Below are 15547 nucleotides of genomic sequence, written 5' to 3'. Positions count from 1 at the left end.
AGTGCCATCGGAGACCTCATGCAACGCCTGCTTCTTGTGTCCAGCATGCTGCTCGCGCTGTCTGCCTGCAGCGACAAACCCGCACCCACGCCCGAAAAAGCGGCCACCCCCGCACCGGCGGCAGCAGCGCCGGCGACGCCGCCTGAGCTGATCACCCGCGACGCGTTGTTCGGCAACCCAGAGCGGGCCAACGTCAGCATCAGCCCGGACGGCAAATACCTCAGCTGGGTGGCACCGCTGGACGGCGTGCTCAATGTCTGGGTGGCGCCAGTGGATGCGCCGGACCAGGCGCGCGCCATCACCAAGGACACCGCACGCGGCATCCGCAGTTATTTCTGGACCTATCAGGCCAACACGCTGCTGTACCTGCGCGACAACGGTGGCGACGAGGACTTCCACCTGTACTCGGTCAATCTGGCCGATGGCAGCAGCAAGGACCTCACCCCGTTCAAGAAGACCAATGCCGAGGTGTATCGGGTCAGCGCGCAGCACCCCGAATCGATCATGGTCGGCATGAACGACCGCGATGCCAAGTGGCACGATGTGTATCGCGTGGACCTGGCCTCCGGCACGCGCACGCTGGTACAGAAGAACACCGACAGCCTGGACTCCTATCTGCTAGATGGCGGCTACCAGCTGCGCTACGCCACCCGCTCCACCGACGACGCTGGCCGGGAACTGCTGGTTCCCCATGGCAAGCACTGGAAGAGCGTGGACCGCATCCCGTTCGAGGATGCCCTCACGACCTCGCCCAATGGCCTGACCGACGACGGAAAGACGCTGTACATGCAGGACTCGCGCAATCGCGATACCGCTGCATTGTTTGCCATCGACACTGCCAGCAATGCGCGCACGCTGCTGTTCGAAAACCCGCGCGCCGACGTCGGTGCCACCTTGAACGACCCGAAGACCGGCGCGGTACAGGCGGTATCAAGCGAGTATTTGCGTGAAGAATGGAAGCCGCTGGACAACACGATTGCAGCAGACCTGCAGAAGTTGAAATCACTGGGCGACGGCGATGCCAGCGTTGCCGCACGTACACTCGACGACCGTATCTGGATCGTTGGCTATTCGGCAGCAGAAACGCCGCTCACTTACTACCGCTACGATCGCGCCGATGGCGGCAAGCTGACCAAGCTGTTCTCCGCACGTCCGGCGCTGGATGGCAAGCCGCTGGTTCCGATGTGGCCGCAGGAACTGACCGCACGCGACGGCCTCAAGCTGGTCAGCTACCTCACCCTGCCCGCCGAGGCCGACACCAATCACGATGGCAAGGCCGACAAGCCGGTACCGCTGGTGTTGTTCGTGCACGGCGGCCCGTGGGCACGCGACAGCTACGGCTATGGCCCGCATGAACAATGGCTGGCCAACCGCGGCTATGCGGTGCTGTCGGTCAACTTCCGGGGTTCCACCGGCTTCGGCAAGGCCTTCACCAACGCCGGCAACGGCGAGTGGGCGGGCAAGATGCACGACGACCTGCTCGACGCGGTGCAGTGGGCGGTCAAGCAAGGCGTCACCAAGCCCGAGGATGTCGCCATCATGGGCGGCAGCTACGGCGGCTACGCCACGCTGGTCGGCATGACCTTTACCCCGGACGCCTTCAAATGCGGCGTGGATATCGTCGGCCCGGCCAATCTCAACACCTTGCTCGGCACCGTACCGCCGTACTGGGCCAGCTTCTACAAGCAGCTGACCCGCCGCATGGGCGACCCCGCCACCGAAGCAGGCAAGCGTTGGCTGACCGAACGCTCGCCGCTTTCGCACGTCGACAAGATCAGCAAGCCATTGCTGATCGGCCAGGGCGCCAACGACCCGCGCGTCAAGCAGGCCGAGAGCGACCAGATCGTCACTGCGATGAAGGCCAAGAACATCCCGGTGACTTATGTGCTGTTCCCCGACGAAGGCCACGGCTTCCGCCGCCCGGAAAACAGCAAGGCCTTCAACGCGGTGACCGAACAATTCCTGAGCCAGTGCCTGGGCGGCCGCGTGCAACCGATCGGCACAGACCTCGAAGGCTCCAGCATCACCGTCCCGGAAGGCGCCGACAAGATCACCGGCCTGAGCGATGCGTTGAAGACGCATACGCAGGCGATTCGGCAGTAGGTCCCACAAGTGATCAGGTGACACTTCGAGCTATTTTTTACTAGAAATTCGCGGGAGCCGGCGAGTCATTCCGCCGGCTCTGTCGCCAGCCAGCAAGACAGAAGCGAAACCGAAGATCTGCGCCCGACAGTCCCAGGCGCTAATTATTGATAGCTGCAATGCGCACCACATCTGTGAATCGCATCCAGCAAAACCGAAGCAACGCCTCTCAGTGGCGCATCTGCAGGACTTTATTACTAAATCGTCATCTGCCTCATCAGGTAGAGCGCAATACCTGACACCAACCGGGACTATCCAGCTTCGCTGTCGGGAAGCCGCCAGATTATGCCGGCGGGATCTAGCTCGGCCGTTTCCATCCGATCTGCACGCAGGCCGAATCCACAAATCGCCATGACGCCCTGAACCGCCGGATCTAGCGCAAAGGACCGTTCCAAGTGCTTTTCATTGATTGCTCCGGTGATGAATGCACCAAGCCCTTGCTCCGTGGCCGCAAGATAAAGCGTCTGGGATAGATGTCCGGCCTCCATTGCAACAACGCGATATCCCTTCGCATGCTGACGGTATTTCCAAAACGTTCGATCAAACCGCGGCACCAAGGCGATAAGGACGTGCGCATCGGCGAACCAATGCTGCTGACCAACAGATTCCATTACAAACTGATGGTTCACCTCCACGGCATCATCAATCGGCGCCAGTGAATGGGTGTCTGATCGGTAGTGATAAAGCCCCGCCGCAATGCCTTCGACATGCTGAATGATTAGATAGGCATCAATTGGATGGAGCCCACCACCTGAGGGGACGCTTTTCTTTAGAAAAACCAGATCTCCTCCAACGCGCATCTGCGCCTGTGACGCAAAAACGCGCTGCATGACCTGGGAAAATTTTGCTAGGGTCAGAGGCTGGGTGGAGTCAAAATTTCGGCAGGTAACTCGACGACTTAGCAGCAGATCGAAGTCCGAGGCATCTGCGCGCGGTAGCTCGACAAGAGACGTTCCTGCGCTTAGCGGAGTGATCTCCGGGGGAGGTGCCCCAAGCACCTCGCGCATCTGCACGGCGGTCTCCGTGCCCGAGTCACGCATATTTTTTACCGCATCAACCCCGTCCCACCTGGTAAAGGCATGTAGGACCGCGCCCAATGGATGCCAGTGTGCGGCACGCAGGCGTGCATCGCATACTGAATGAGGATTTGCATCGTCCCCGCGTACTAGCACTAACCCAGCGTCCATCAGGGCTTGAATCACTGAGGGCTCGGCATCGAGCAGAGTCATATCTATCCAATCAGTCGGACTCAGTGTGCCTAGCAGTTCGTATTCAGGCCTTTCGAGCTGCAGCTCTGCGTCCAAGTGTGGCGCCAGAGCGAACCATGCCATTTGGCGTCGTAATCCGTTACCTCCAGCAAGCAAGGCACTCAGCTCGAATTCGACGACTTCACGCGGCTCCAGCAAGACAACGCTACACCGCCTCACTTGCATCTGATACTCCATTCCCACATCTACATGGCCTGCATCATTGTATGCAGGGCTCTATCGCCCTTGTTTGGGAAAACTTGAGTGGACGGAGCGTACATGCGCTAAAGCCAAGCGAGAATTTGCCGATAGCCGATCCTCATCCCCAGCTAGGATCTTCACGGATCATGCCAACACTGAAATTGGAACCTGTCGTCGCCAACAACTTGGTGCAGCTACTATCGCACGACGATGCCTTTAGAGATTTGTTCGTGAACGATCCAGTGACCGCATTGGCGCAGGCTGGACATATAGCTGAAAACAGCGATGAACTAAAGCAGTTCATTGATGAGTGCTGCACTTCCATTGAGCTGGCTGACAAGCAAACCATTGCAGCAGCACGTGATGAGATCAATGCAATGCTGACCAGCGGAACCAGCCAAACCGTCCCCATGCTGGAAGCAGGTTTTGGCGGATCCAGGACACTGAAGTAATCAACAACTTACTCCGATGTCTTCTTGATCGGCACTGATTTGTGCGTCGCCACAAGAGAACCTGGGAGGGCGTGGTGCGCCTGGATGGGCACCGCGTTGTCCATCGTAAGCTCGCTGATTCGGATGTCGCACGCATCTGCCTGCGGCCTGAGAGTATTACTGACTGGCGCTGCGCCCAAATGCTAACGGACATTACCGCTGCCAACTCGCTTTACAGTAGATCGGAGGCACGTTACCTCTACGCGTAATCAGTCACTCAGGCGCGATCATTGACTGCAACTCAACGATCTGTCTTGCAGCAGCATTCACAGCAATGACATTTAGAGGCTGCAGACAGTATCCACACTCCGCTTCGGCGTATGCCATCCCGCGACGCGCAACTAGCCACAGCGCTTGCGCGTGTGCACCTTGAGAATCCCCGGCGTCGAGTGCCGCACGCATGGCGGCTGCCCGCGTCTGGATTCGCGACTGTGCATTGAGAAATGGACCAAGCAGCATCAAAGCCTCACGCGGCTTTCCAGCAGCTCGCTGTAATTCCGCCTTCACAACCGCTTCCAACTCATCGGCGACACGATTGTTCCTAGGCCCGCTCGCTGCGGCCAGACTCTTGAGCGTCGATGTCGCAACAGTTTGATCTCCTGCTCGTTGTGCAACCAGAGCGGCGGCAAGTGCGATTTCCATGTCGTCCATCGCATCGGCACCACTTTCCTGCTTCAAAGCGGCCAGGGCAGCCAGCGCGCCTTGGCGCGCGTGAGAGATTGCTTCTCCAACGTTTCCCCCTATCAAATTCGCTGTTGCTGCTGGCACGTGGAAGATCCGCCGATCAGCGCCGGCCTGCTGCTCGCCTCGTTTCAACCCTGCTTCTGCGCGCGCAATTGCTTCAGCGGTATCATCAGAATCCAAAGCGACCGATACCCTCTCTATGTCGGCATGATAGTTACTTGCTGGCAACCGATCGAGCAGTCGTTTTGCCTTGGCGAACTCTCTCTGCGCCGCGGCGACCGACGCCTGCCGACGCAACGCCCCGCTCCAACCGGCCTTGACAGCCCTTCCGAGCACGTAATCGGCGGTTTTGTAATCTCCCAGGGCAAGCAGGATGCGACCGTACTGATCCAGCCCGACATTGGTCAGGTCCACCTTGCTCTCTGCAACACGACGCGCGTAGGGCAGTGCCTCATTGAACCGGTTGTCCGCGTACAACCCAATTGCTGCATTGTGCGAGGCCGGCGCATAGTCAGGGTAAAGCTCAGCCATCCTGATCCAGCCATCGGTAGCACCGGGTGGGTTAGAGACCTGAGTCTCCCAGTTCTCCAGATACATCGCCTCTCTCGCCGGGAGCCTGCCTATCAGCGATTTGGCGTGGGCTAGTGTGATAGATGCGTTGGCGTAGTCGACAGTAACAAAGTAAGCACGGGTCTGCCCAAGCCATGCAAGCGCAAATTGTGGATCGATATCGGTCGCCTTGCGATAGAAGCCCAGAGCGTTTTTGTAGTCCCCCTTTGCATATCGTTTTTGCCCAAGCGCGTATGCGCGTAAGGCGTCCAGACTTGATGTAGTGACTTCGGGAAGTGGCTGACTTTGTGCCTGGATTGTCTTTGCATCTTCACCGAGACGGTCGCGCAAGTCCTTTGCCACTTGGTCGACAGCTGACAACACGCTGGCACCGGAGCCAAATGCAGTGCTCACCGCCAGGGTTTGCTGACTTTGCGGCTCTACGACCTCAACGGCGAAACGCGTTCGCCCACCGACAGAAGCGATGGACGGTAGCAAGACCGCCTTTACACCAAGACGAACGGCAACTTCCGAAGCGGTGGCGCGATCCAGACGGTTCGTTTCAGGGTTTCTACGCATCATCTCCAGAGCTTTCAGCACTCGATCATCGCCGAGCACATTGACGTAACGAGATTGCTCGAGGCTGATCCGAAACGCCTGATCCAAGGAACCATCCATCAATGCGTCCCCCGTCAGATTGCTCAGATCACCGACCACCACCCAATCACGTTCGGCAAACGCGATCGCCGGTTGTGGACGGACAAAGAACCAGACGGCGATGCCGACTGCCAGGACGACGCAAACCTCGGCTACCAGCGCGGTAGGCCGGCGCCAGAGCGGCACGTCGCGCCAGGCCTTGGCCGAGTTCTTCGGCACGCGCAGCGGGGTCAGGCCGACTTCGCCGACTTCGTAGATCTCCATCGGCGTGGGCACGCCCTTGAAGCGCCAGCGGCCGTGCGATTTCCACAGGATGCGTTCGGCGCGGTCGCCCAGTTCGCGTGCGGCGCGATGCGTCAACGATTCGGCGACGGCCGAGATCAGGATCTGCCCCGGCCGCGCCATCGACATCAGCCGTGCGGCGGCGGGCTTGGCCAGCCCCTCCACTTCCAGCGGCTTGGCGCCGATGCTCACCGCCTCGTCGCTGTTGCGCCAGGTCAGCACTTCGCCGACGTGCAGGCCTTGGCGTGCGCACAAGGTCAGCGCGTGGGAATCGCTCATCGCCTTGAGCCCACGCGCGTAGTCCAGCGCAAAGCCCAGCCCGTCGATGGGGCGGTCGAACAGCAGCAACAGGCCATCGGAGCGGTCGATCAGGCGGCCGCGCCACTGCTGCTGCAGCTTGACCACCAGGCGGTCATGCTCGCGGAACAGCGCGGCGGCGGCGTTGTCGCCGATGCGTTCGACCAGCGCGGTCGAATCGCACAGGTCGGTCAGCAACAAGGTGCGCAAACGCGGCGCCTGGATCGCTTCCGACGACACGTCCTTGCGTGCGTGGGTGCGGGCGCTCATTGCTCAGCGGGTATCCGGTTCGGGCGCGATGCCGGGAAGCGGTGCGGTGGCCACGGCGAGCGTGTCGTGCATGCACAGCACGTTGCCGCCTTGTCGCTTTGCTTCGTACAAGGCGCTGTCGGCAAGTGTGTACCAGTCGTTCCAGGCCGCGTCCGCGTCGATCATGCACAGCCCGACGCTGACCGAGCAGCCCTGCTCGCTCTGGCCGTTGCACAGGCGCGCTTCCACCGCACGCACGATGCACTCGCCGATGTGGTGCACCAACTCCGGGGCTCCTTGCGCAACCAGCACGCAGAATTCGTCGCCACCCAGGCGGCAGGCCAGGTCGCCTTCGGCGATCACCGAACGCAGGGCATGTGCCACGTTCTGCAGCACGCGGTCGCCGGCCAGATGGCCGAATTCGTCGTTGATGCGCTTGAAGCGATCGCAATCGATCAGGATCAGCCCCACGCCGGGGACGTTGCCGGCACGCCGGCATTCCTGCAGATACAGCGCCAAACCGCGCCGGTTGTGCAGGCCGGTCAACTCATCGGTGCGGCTCAGCTCTTCGGTTTGGTTGAGCTGGTGCGAGGTGACATAGAGATTGTCCAGCGCCGCTTCCAGATCGTGGTTGCGACGGCGCAGCTGACGGATCAGCAATTGCTCGTTGTTGACCACGCGCACGATCGAGCGACGCAGGAAATGCGCCACCATCGACGGGTCGTGGTCAACGAGCCGTTCGAAGTCGGCGTGTGCCAGTTCGATCAGGCGGCTGTCCATCGACGCGCTGGCACCGGCGCTGCGCGCGTGGTCGCCGATCAGCAAGCCAAGTTCGCCGAAGAATTCGCCAGGCCCCAGATGCTTGAGCATCAGGTCTTCGCCGAAATCCAGGTCGATCTGGCCGCTGATCACGATGAACATCTGCGTGCCCACCGCACCGCGTTCGAACAAGGCCTGGCCTGCCGCGATGTCGCGGGTACGGCCAAAACGGGCGAAAAACGCCAGCTCGTCGGCGGTCATCGACGCATGTAGCCCGTCGGACAACGTCTTGGCAACGCTTCCCGTCGGTTCGACCGCACCTGCGGTGTTATGGCAAGTCATCCCTCTTCCTTAGGCCGGCCTGCAACGTTAGCCCGTGCGCAAATCCTACCGTAGCCGTCTGTTCAGCACCACATCACAGTCGTTCTCATCAAGAAAGAGACAAAATGACGGGTATTGGGTACAAAAAAAAGGGCTCGGTTTCCCGAGCCCCTCCCCCTCCCGGGGTGGCGACATGCGGCGACCCGCTGCAGGCTAGGCCGCCTTCTCGCCGTGGAACTGCTCTTCTTCGGTGGAGCCGCGCAATGCGGTGGTGGACGACTGGCCCTGCTGGATTGCCTGGGTCACCGCATCGAAGTAGCCGGTGCCGACTTCGCGCTGGTGCTTGACGGCGGTAAAGCCCATCTCGGCCGCTTCGAATTCGGCCTGTTGCAGTTCGACGAAGGCACTCATCTGGCGGCGTGCATAGCCATGCGCCAACTGGAACATGCTGTGGTTCAACGCATGGAAGCCGGCCAGGGTGATGAACTGGAACTTGTAGCCGTAGCTGGCCAGCTCGGTCTGGAACCTGGCGATGGTGGCGTCGTCCAGGTTCTTCTTCCAGTTGAAGCTCGGCGAGCAGTTGTAGGCCAGCAGTTTGCCGGGGAACCTGGCGTGGATGGCCTGCGCGAAGGCGCGCGCGAAGTCCAGGTCCGGCTTGCCGGTCTCGCACCAGATCAGGTCGGCATAGGGTGCATACGCCAGGCCCCGGCTGATCGCTTGATCCAAACCGTTGCGGGTCTTGAAGAAGCCTTCGACGGTGCGCTCGCCGGTGGTGAACGCGCGATCGTTGGCGTCCACGTCGCTGGTGATCAGGTCGGCCGCTTCGGCATCGGTACGTGCGATCAGCACGGTCGGCACGCCCAGCACGTCGGCGGCCAGGCGCGCGGCGTTCAACTTCTCGATCGCCTCGCGGGTGGGCACCAGCACCTTGCCGCCCATGTGCCCGCACTTCTTGACCGAGGCCAGCTGATCTTCGAAATGCACGCCGGCCGCACCGGCTTCGATCATCGCCTTCATCAGTTCGAAGGCGTTGAGTACGCCACCGAAACCGGCTTCGGCGTCGGCCACGATGGGCTGCAGGAAGTCGATGGCGTCGTTGCCTTCGGCATGGTGCAGCTGATCTGCGCGCAGCAAGGTGTTGTTGATGCGCTTGACCACCGCCGGCACCGAGTCGGCCGGGTACAGCGATTGGTCCGGATACATCTGCCCGGCCAGATTGGCATCGGCCGCCACCTGCCAGCCGGACAGGTAGATCGCCTTCAGGCCGGCCTTGACCTGTTGCATGGCCTGGTTGCCGGTCAACGCGCCCAGCGCGTTGATGAACGGGGTGGCATGCAACGAGGTCCACAGCTTGTTGGCACCCAATCGTGCCAGCGAGTGCTCCACATGCACGGTGCCGCGCAGGCGCACCACGTCGGCGGCGGTGTAGTTGCGGGTGATGCCGGCCCAGCGCGGGTTGCTGGCCCAGTCCTGCTGCAGGTGTTCGGCGCTTTGCAGTGTGGTGCTCATCTTGCGTTCTCCTGACAAGGGACGACGGATGGAACGAGGAAGGAACGGCGCGCAGGCGATGCGCGCGGCATGGCGAGGCCGTCGTTGCGCATGTGCGCGCAACGGGCGGGGTGGAGCGTTACGGTGAGCGCTGCAGCGCCAGGGCCGCTGCAGCGAGGCGATCAGTCGATCAGGCGATAGGCCGGCACGGTGAGGAAGTCGGCCAGCTCGTCGGCGCGGCTGAGTTCTTCCAGCAGCGCGATCGCCTCATCGATGCGCGCGGCGCCGGGCAGCGTGCTGGCGGCTCCCAGCCGGGCCGGCAGCGCGCGCAGGCTGGCCTGCAACAGTGGCTGATCGATGGCGGTGCCATCGTCCAGGTGCTGGCCGTGATGCAGCCACTGCCACAGCTGCGCGCGGCTGATTTCGGCGGTGGCGGCGTCTTCCATGAGGTTGTGGATGGGCACGCAGCCGTTGCCATCCAGCCACGCGGCCAGATACCGCACGCAGACTTCGACATTGCCTTCGAAACCGGCGCGGGTGATGGTGCCGGGGGACGGGGCGATCAGCATGTCGCGCGTCACCTGCACATCGTTGCGCAGCACGTGTTGCTGGTGCGCGGTGGGCATGTGTTCGTCGAACAGCTTCATCGCCACCGGAATCAGCGCTGGATGCGCCACCCAGGTGCCGTCGTGGCCGGCGCTGACTTCGCGCAGCTTGTCGGCACGCACGCGGGCCATGGCCTGTTCGTTGGCGGCTTCGTCGTGGTTGATCGGGATCTGCGCGGCCATGCCGCCCATCGCATGCGCACCGCGACGGTGGCAGGTCTTGATCAGCAGCTCCGAATAGGCCTTCAGGAATGGCTGGGTCATGGTGACCTGGCCGCGCTCGGGCAGCACGCGGTCGCGGTGCGACCGGAAGGTCTTCAGATACGAAAAGATGTAGTCCCAGCGCCCGCAATTGAGCCCGACGATGCGCTCGCGCAGCGCGTGCAGGATCTCGTCCATCTCGAACACCGCCGGCAGCGTTTCGATCAGCACGGTGACCTTGATCTGGCCGTGCGGCAGGCCCAGCATCGCTTCGATGTGCGACAGCGCGGTCTCCCACAGCGCGGCCTCTTCCATGCTCTGCAGCTTGGGCAGGTACAGGTAGGGGCCGCGGTCCTTGGCCAGCAGCGTGCGGGCGTTGTGGAAGGCGAACAACGCCGCGTCGAACAGGCTGCCGGCCAGCGGCTGGCCGTCGATGTGGACGTGCTTTTCGTCCAGGTGCCAGCCGCGCGGGCGCACGATCAACACGGCACGCTCGGCTTCCGGGCGCAACGCGTAATGCTTGCCATTGGGGGCATCGAAGCTCAGATCGCCGCGCACGGCGGCGGCCAGGGTGCGCTGGCCGGCCAGCAGGTTGCGCCAGGTGGGTGCGGTGGAGTCCTCGAAGTCGGCCATGAACACCTTGGCGCCGGAGTTCAATGCGTTGATGACCATCTTGGGGTCGGTCGGGCCGGTGATCTCCACACGGCGGTCCTGCAGCGCCGCCGGCAGCGGAGCCACGCGCCAGTCGCCGGCGCGGATGGCGCGGGTATCGTCGCGGAAGTCGGGCAACTGGCCGGCATCGAACGCGGCCTGGCGCGCGCGCCGCTGTGCCAGGCGCTGCTGCCGGCCTGGTTCGATGGCGCGGTGCAACGACACCAGCAGGGCCAGCGCGGCCGGCGGCAGCAGCTCGGCCTGGCCTGCAACCTGAGTGGTCAGCGACAGGCCGGGCGTGGCGCGGTCGGTGGGGCGTGAGGCAAAAGCGGTGGCAGACATGTGGGAGATCCTTGTGCGTCCGGACCTGCACCGTGCGCCGCCAGCCAGTATTTGACAAAGCAGTTTTATCAATGCTGTAAATAAGCTCAACTTATACTTGACTCATTGGCCGCTGTCCGATGGCGCCAACTCCGCGTTTTTCCTACAAATCGGACCGGCTCAAGCCCCTGCGTGCGTTCTGCCAGACGGTGCGCCTGGGGTCTGTCTCACGGGCGGCTGAGGCGCTCTACGTCAGTCAGCCGGCGGTGACGCTGCAGCTGCAGGCGCTGGAGCGCGATCTGGGGGTGCCCTTGTTCGAGCGCTCCGGGCGACGCCTGGCGCCCAGCCGCGAGGGCCAGCTGCTGTACGACATGGCGCTGCCGCTGGTGGAGAGCCTGGACGGTCTGGAAGCCAGCTTTCGGGAGAAGGTGCGTGGGCTGGATGCCGGCGAACTCACCATTGCCGCCAACAGTTCCACCATCCTGTACCTGCTGCCGCGCATCGTGGAGAACTTCCGCGCGCGCCACCCGGATGTGCGGCTGACCCTGCACAACGCCATCAGCGCCGACGGCACCGACCTGTTGCGCGAGGATGCGGTGGACCTGGCGGTCGGCTCGATGCTGGATGTACCGGCCGACCTGTCCTACGCGCCGGTGTATCGCTTCGAGCAATTGCTGATCACCCCGCCCGATCATCCGTTGGCGCGCAAGGCCAGCGTGACGCTGCAGGATCTGTCGCCGTATCCGCTGATCCTGCCGCCGCGCCGGCAGGTCACCTACCGCCTGGTCGACCTGATCTTCCAGCAGGCCCGCGTGCCGTACACGGTGGCGCTGGAGGTGGGCGGCTGGGAGGTGATCAAGCAATACGTGGCGATGGGCATGGGCATTTCCATCGTCACCGCGATCTGTGTGACCGAGGCCGATCGCGACCGGCTTGCCACGCGCTCGCTGAAGGATTTTTTCCCCACCCGCAGCTATGGCGTGGTGGTGCGCAAGGGCAAGTACCTGTCACCGCAGGCGCGCGCCTTCATCGAACTGATCCAGCCGGATCTGTTCACCCCGCGCGGCTACGACGAAGGCGGTGATTCGGAGCGTTGAGGCAATGGCGCTGCAGTGGCGCGACCAGCGCAGCACATCTGGACACCTTCGTCGTCCAGATGCGTCGACACGTTTTGCCGCAGACTGCCGCCATGTCCTCGCACACCCAATCCCGCTACACGAAATTGCCGCCGCCGCCGGAGTTGCGCACCCAGCTGCGTTGCAGCTGGCGCTATCGGCAAGGTGCGGCCAGTGCGCCGGTACGGGTGTTGCCCGACGGCTGTGTCGACCTGATCTGGGATGGCGCTTGCCTGTTCGTCGCCGGCCCCGACCACGCCGCGACCATGGCCTGCGTGGACGCCGGCAACGTGCTCACCGGCGTACGATTGACGGCAGGCGCGGCCGCCGGTGTGCTCGGCCTTCCGCTGCACCACATCGCCGACCAGCGCGTGGCACTGGATGCGCTGTGGGGACGCGGTGCGGGCGACTGGCAACAGAAGCTGTGCGATGGCGCCGACGTGGTGCAGACATTGCACGCGCTGTGTCGGCAGCACGCAGCGCCAGTGGATCGGCAGATGGCGTTCACCTTCGCCCAGCTGGCCGGAGCAGCGGCGCCACGCCTGGCTGCGCTGTGCGCAAGCCTGGGGATCAGCGAGCGTCAGCTGCGGCGGCGCTGCCACGCCGCGTTCGGCTATGGGCCCAAGACGCTGGAGCGGATCTTGCGGCTGCAGCGTTTCCTGCGGCTGGCAGCCAGCCAGCCCCACGCTGACCGCCGCTGCGCTGGAGGCCGGGTATGGCGATGCGCCGCATCTGGTGCGCGATGCGCGCCAGCTCGCCGGTTTGAGTCCGCGCGAGCTGGTGCAGCAGCACGCGCAGTGATGGCCGTTTTCGCCAAGCCGCCAGGTCGCTGCGCAGGGCACGCTGTGCAACCACCGACCGCGAGGACATCGCCATGCAACACAGCGCACAGCATCACCGTATCGACTATCTGGAATTTGCCGTGACCTCCATCGCCACCGCCAAGGCGTTCTACGCTGCGGCGTTCGACTGGACGTTCCAGGACTATGGCCAGGACTATTGCGAGTTCCGCGATGGCCGCCTGAGCGGCGGCTTCTTCCATGGCGCCCCGCAACCAGGTGGCGCCCTGGTGGTCCTGGCCTCGGACGATCTGGCGGCCTCCCAGGCACGCATCGAAGCTGCTGGCGGCGCCATTACCCGCCCGGTGTTCGCATTCCCGGGCGGGCGACGTTTCCACTTCACCGACCCGCACGGCTACGCGCTGGCGGTGTGGACCCAGGATGCTGCTGGCGCGTGAGCGGGGCCGCCATGTTGCAAGCGGCGCTTACGTGCGCCCGTACAGCGCCAGGAACATCGCCACCGCCGACTCGGCCACCTGGGTCTGCTGGTCGGCCGACAGCGGCGGCTGTCCCAGCGCCAGCTGCGGCCAGAACGCAAAGCCCTTGATCAGCGACTGCAGCTGTTGCGAGGCGAATTCCGGGTCCACCGGCGCCAGGCGGCCATCGGCCTGCGCAGCGCGCAGCCAGGTGGTGGTGCCCTCTTCCTTGCTGCCCAGCTGCGCCAGCAGCGCGCGTGCGCGCTCCGGCGAGTGGATGCCTTCGGCAATGGCCACGCGCGAGAGATCGATGAAGGCCGCATCGTCGAGCAGGCGCAGCTTCTGCTGCAGCAATTGCGTCAACTGCATGCGCAATGATTGGTCTGGGCGATAGGCCAGGCTCACCGCCTCGGCACTGCGTTGCCATAGCCCGCGCAGGATCTCGCCGAACAAGGCGTCCTTGCTGGGGAAATGGTTGTAGACGGTGCGCTTGGAGACACCAGCGGCGGCGGCGACCCGATCCATGCTGGTGGCCTCGAACCCGTGCTGGCGGAACTGTGCGATGGCCGCCTCGACAATGGCGTGGCGCTTGCGGTCGGTGAGCCGCTGCGGCGCCGGGGCCGGATCGGATGAACTGGACATGGCTGCATGTTACACCCGTCAGTTTACATTTCCGAATAAAACTACACTGTGCAGTGTAAGTTCATTACCACTGCCGTGTTCGCCCCTTCCCAACGATGGATCCTGTCGTGCTCACCCAGTCCCGTCAGCTGCCCCACGCCGCATCGCACGCCGCTTCGCCGCAATTTCGCAATGGGCGCTTTCGCAACACACTGCCGACCTCGCTGAGCACCCCCGGGGTTCTGGGCGGGCTGCGCTTGCTGTGGGAGGTGTTGTTCAACAAGCCGGCCCACACGGTGCCGTCGCAGGCGCTGCCGGTCACGCCGTTGACTGCGGCGCAGCTGCAGGCGGCGCCGGATCACAGCCTGTTCCGGCTGGGTCACTCCACTGTGCTGATGAAGCTGCGTGGCGGCCTGTGGCTGACCGACCCGGTGTTTTCCAAGCGCGCCTCGCCGTTTGCGTTCGCAGGGCCCAAGCGCTTCCACGCGCCGCCGATCGCCCTGGATGCGTTGCCGCCGCTGGCCGGGGTGATCCTGTCGCACAACCATTACGACCATCTGGACCGCGCCACCATCCGTGCGTTGGCCGACCGCGTTGGCGTGTTCGTCGCGCCGCTGGGCGTGGGCGATCTGCTGGTGCGCTGGGGCGTGGATCCGACCAAGGTGCAGCAGCTGGACTGGTGGCAGTCGGTGCAGGTCGATGGCCTGACGCTCACCGCCACGCCGTCGCGGCATTTCTCCGGCCGCGGCCTGTTCGATCGCGACCGCACGCTGTGGTGCTCGTGGGCGATCCAGGATGCCGACCTGCGCGTGTTCTTCAGCGGCGACGGTGGTTACGGCCCGCATTTCAAGGAGATCGGCCGACGCCTGGGGCCGTTCGATGTGGCGCTGATCGAAAACGGCGCCTACGACCCACTGTGGCCGGATGTGCACATGCAGCCGGAGCAGAGCCTGCAGGCCTGCATCGACATCGGCGGCCGCACCCTGCTGCCGATCCACAACGGCACCTTCGATCTGGCCATGCATGCCTGGTCCGAACCGTTCGAGCGCATCGTCGCGCTGGCGGCGGCCGCCAACGTGCCGCTGACCACGCCGCAGATGGGCGAGCGGGTGGACCTGCGCCAGCCGGCCACCGGCGAGCGCTGGTGGCGCACGCTGCCCAAAACGCAGGCGCTGGCGCAATGAGCGGCTGGACTCTGGCCGACCTGCCGCTGCAGCGGGCGCCGGTGGCCGCGATCACCGGCGCCAGCCCCGGCGGGCTGGATTACGACAACGCGCTAGCCAGTGCCGGAGCCAACCTTGTGCTGATTGCGTGCAACCTCGACCAGCGCGAAGCGGCGCAGCAAGCGCTGTTTGCCAGGTATGCGGATGCCGGCATGCGCGTCGAGTGGTCAACGGTATGAGGGACGTCC

General features: G+C 63.7%; 12 protein-coding genes and 1 pseudogene. 7 read left to right on the top strand and 6 right to left on the bottom strand.

The features are described 5' to 3' along the window. The first annotated feature begins 18 nt into the window (after nt 1–18). Nucleotides 19–2103, top strand: a complete 2085-nt coding sequence (locus HG421_RS20345) for a S9 family peptidase (protein ID WP_169707926.1) — start codon at nt 19–21, stop codon at nt 2101–2103. Nucleotides 2104–2393: 290 nt separating this feature from the next. Here the strand turns inward: HG421_RS20345 and HG421_RS20340 are convergent, their stop codons facing one another. Continuing rightward, nucleotides 2394–3575 (bottom strand): putative peptide maturation dehydrogenase, encoded by a 1182-nt coding sequence (locus HG421_RS20340; protein ID WP_169708287.1) that lies wholly within the window; start codon nt 3573–3575, stop codon nt 2394–2396. Nucleotides 3576–3736: 161 nt separating this feature from the next. On the opposite strand from HG421_RS20340, the gene HG421_RS20335 reads away from it, so the two are divergent. Further along, complete coding sequence (locus HG421_RS20335) at nt 3737–4042, top strand: NHLP-related RiPP peptide (RefSeq protein ID WP_169707925.1); 306 nt, start codon at nt 3737–3739, stop codon at nt 4040–4042. Between the two features lie 252 nt (nt 4043–4294). Here the strand turns inward: HG421_RS20335 and HG421_RS20330 are convergent, their stop codons facing one another. The 4 genes from HG421_RS20330 to aceB form a co-directional block, all read right to left on the bottom strand. Then, nucleotides 4295–6820 (bottom strand): putative peptide modification system cyclase, encoded by a 2526-nt coding sequence (locus HG421_RS20330; RefSeq protein WP_169707924.1) that lies wholly within the window; start codon nt 6818–6820, stop codon nt 4295–4297. Nucleotides 6821–6823: 3 nt separating this feature from the next. Then, entirely contained in the window at nt 6824–7900 is a 1077-nt protein-coding gene (locus tag HG421_RS20325; protein ID WP_169707923.1) for a GGDEF domain-containing protein, read from the bottom strand. Nucleotides 7901–8092: 192 nt separating this feature from the next. After that, complete coding sequence (gene aceA / locus HG421_RS20320) at nt 8093–9388, bottom strand: isocitrate lyase (protein WP_169707922.1); 1296 nt, start codon at nt 9386–9388, stop codon at nt 8093–8095. 161 nt (nt 9389–9549) lie between these two features. Beyond that, entirely contained in the window at nt 9550–11166 is a 1617-nt protein-coding gene (gene aceB, locus HG421_RS20315) for a malate synthase A (RefSeq protein ID WP_169707921.1), read from the bottom strand. A 119-nt stretch (nt 11167–11285) separates the two neighbouring features. Here aceB and HG421_RS20310 point away from each other — a divergent pair, with 119 nt between their 5' ends. From HG421_RS20310 to HG421_RS20300, 3 genes and pseudogenes are all read left to right on the top strand, one after another. After that, complete coding sequence (locus HG421_RS20310; RefSeq protein WP_169707920.1) at nt 11286–12242, top strand: LysR family transcriptional regulator; 957 nt, start codon at nt 11286–11288, stop codon at nt 12240–12242. Between the two features lie 92 nt (nt 12243–12334). Beyond that, nucleotides 12335–13061 (top strand): annotated as a pseudogene (locus HG421_RS20305) (helix-turn-helix domain-containing protein). Between the two features lie 73 nt (nt 13062–13134). Further along, a complete protein-coding gene (locus HG421_RS20300) occupies nt 13135–13497 on the top strand; it encodes a VOC family protein (protein ID WP_169707919.1) in 363 nt (120 codons plus the stop codon). A 27-nt stretch (nt 13498–13524) separates the two neighbouring features. Here HG421_RS20300 and HG421_RS20295 read toward each other — a convergent pair whose 3' ends face one another. After that, the gene (locus HG421_RS20295; protein WP_169707918.1) at nt 13525–14157 is read right to left on the bottom strand and encodes a TetR/AcrR family transcriptional regulator; all 633 of its coding nucleotides are present in this window, start codon (nt 14155–14157) and stop codon (nt 13525–13527) included. Between the two features lie 95 nt (nt 14158–14252). Here HG421_RS20295 and HG421_RS20290 point away from each other — a divergent pair, with 95 nt between their 5' ends. After that, nucleotides 14253–15320, top strand: a complete 1068-nt coding sequence (locus HG421_RS20290) for an MBL fold metallo-hydrolase (RefSeq protein WP_169707917.1) — start codon at nt 14253–14255, stop codon at nt 15318–15320. Beyond that, nucleotides 15317–15538 (top strand): hypothetical protein, encoded by a 222-nt coding sequence (locus tag HG421_RS20285; RefSeq protein ID WP_169707916.1) that lies wholly within the window; start codon nt 15317–15319, stop codon nt 15536–15538. Before HG421_RS20290 ends, HG421_RS20285 begins: the two co-directional genes overlap by 4 nt. Nucleotides 15539–15547: the final 9 nt, after the last annotated feature.

It is taken from the genome of Xanthomonas campestris pv. badrii, assembly GCF_012848175.1.
GTDB lineage: Bacteria > Pseudomonadota > Gammaproteobacteria > Xanthomonadales > Xanthomonadaceae > Xanthomonas > Xanthomonas campestris_C.
The sequence above is the reverse complement of the archived record's forward strand: the minus strand, read 5'-3'. Positions and strand labels throughout refer to the sequence as shown.

What these genes read in the sequence shown, in the direction of transcription:
- HG421_RS20345 (WP_169707926.1), top strand. Translation starts at nt 19, where the DNA reads ATGCAACGCCTGCTTCTTGTGTCCAGCATGCTGCTCGCGCTGTCTGCC.
- HG421_RS20340 (WP_169708287.1), bottom strand. Translation starts at nt 3,575, where the DNA reads ATGCAAGTGAGGCGGTGTAGCGTTGTCTTGCTGGAGCCGCGTGAAGTC.
- HG421_RS20335 (WP_169707925.1), top strand. Translation starts at nt 3,737, where the DNA reads ATGCCAACACTGAAATTGGAACCTGTCGTCGCCAACAACTTGGTGCAG.
- HG421_RS20330 (WP_169707924.1), bottom strand. Translation starts at nt 6,820, where the DNA reads ATGAGCGCCCGCACCCACGCACGCAAGGACGTGTCGTCGGAAGCGATC.
- HG421_RS20325 (WP_169707923.1), bottom strand. Translation starts at nt 7,900, where the DNA reads ATGACTTGCCATAACACCGCAGGTGCGGTCGAACCGACGGGAAGCGTT.
- aceA (WP_169707922.1), bottom strand. Translation starts at nt 9,388, where the DNA reads ATGAGCACCACACTGCAAAGCGCCGAACACCTGCAGCAGGACTGGGCC.
- aceB (WP_169707921.1), bottom strand. Translation starts at nt 11,166, where the DNA reads ATGTCTGCCACCGCTTTTGCCTCACGCCCCACCGACCGCGCCACGCCC.
- HG421_RS20310 (WP_169707920.1), top strand. Translation starts at nt 11,286, where the DNA reads ATGGCGCCAACTCCGCGTTTTTCCTACAAATCGGACCGGCTCAAGCCC.
- HG421_RS20300 (WP_169707919.1), top strand. Translation starts at nt 13,135, where the DNA reads ATGCAACACAGCGCACAGCATCACCGTATCGACTATCTGGAATTTGCC.
- HG421_RS20295 (WP_169707918.1), bottom strand. Translation starts at nt 14,157, where the DNA reads ATGTCCAGTTCATCCGATCCGGCCCCGGCGCCGCAGCGGCTCACCGAC.
- HG421_RS20290 (WP_169707917.1), top strand. Translation starts at nt 14,253, where the DNA reads ATGGATCCTGTCGTGCTCACCCAGTCCCGTCAGCTGCCCCACGCCGCA.
- HG421_RS20285 (WP_169707916.1), top strand. Translation starts at nt 15,317, where the DNA reads ATGAGCGGCTGGACTCTGGCCGACCTGCCGCTGCAGCGGGCGCCGGTG.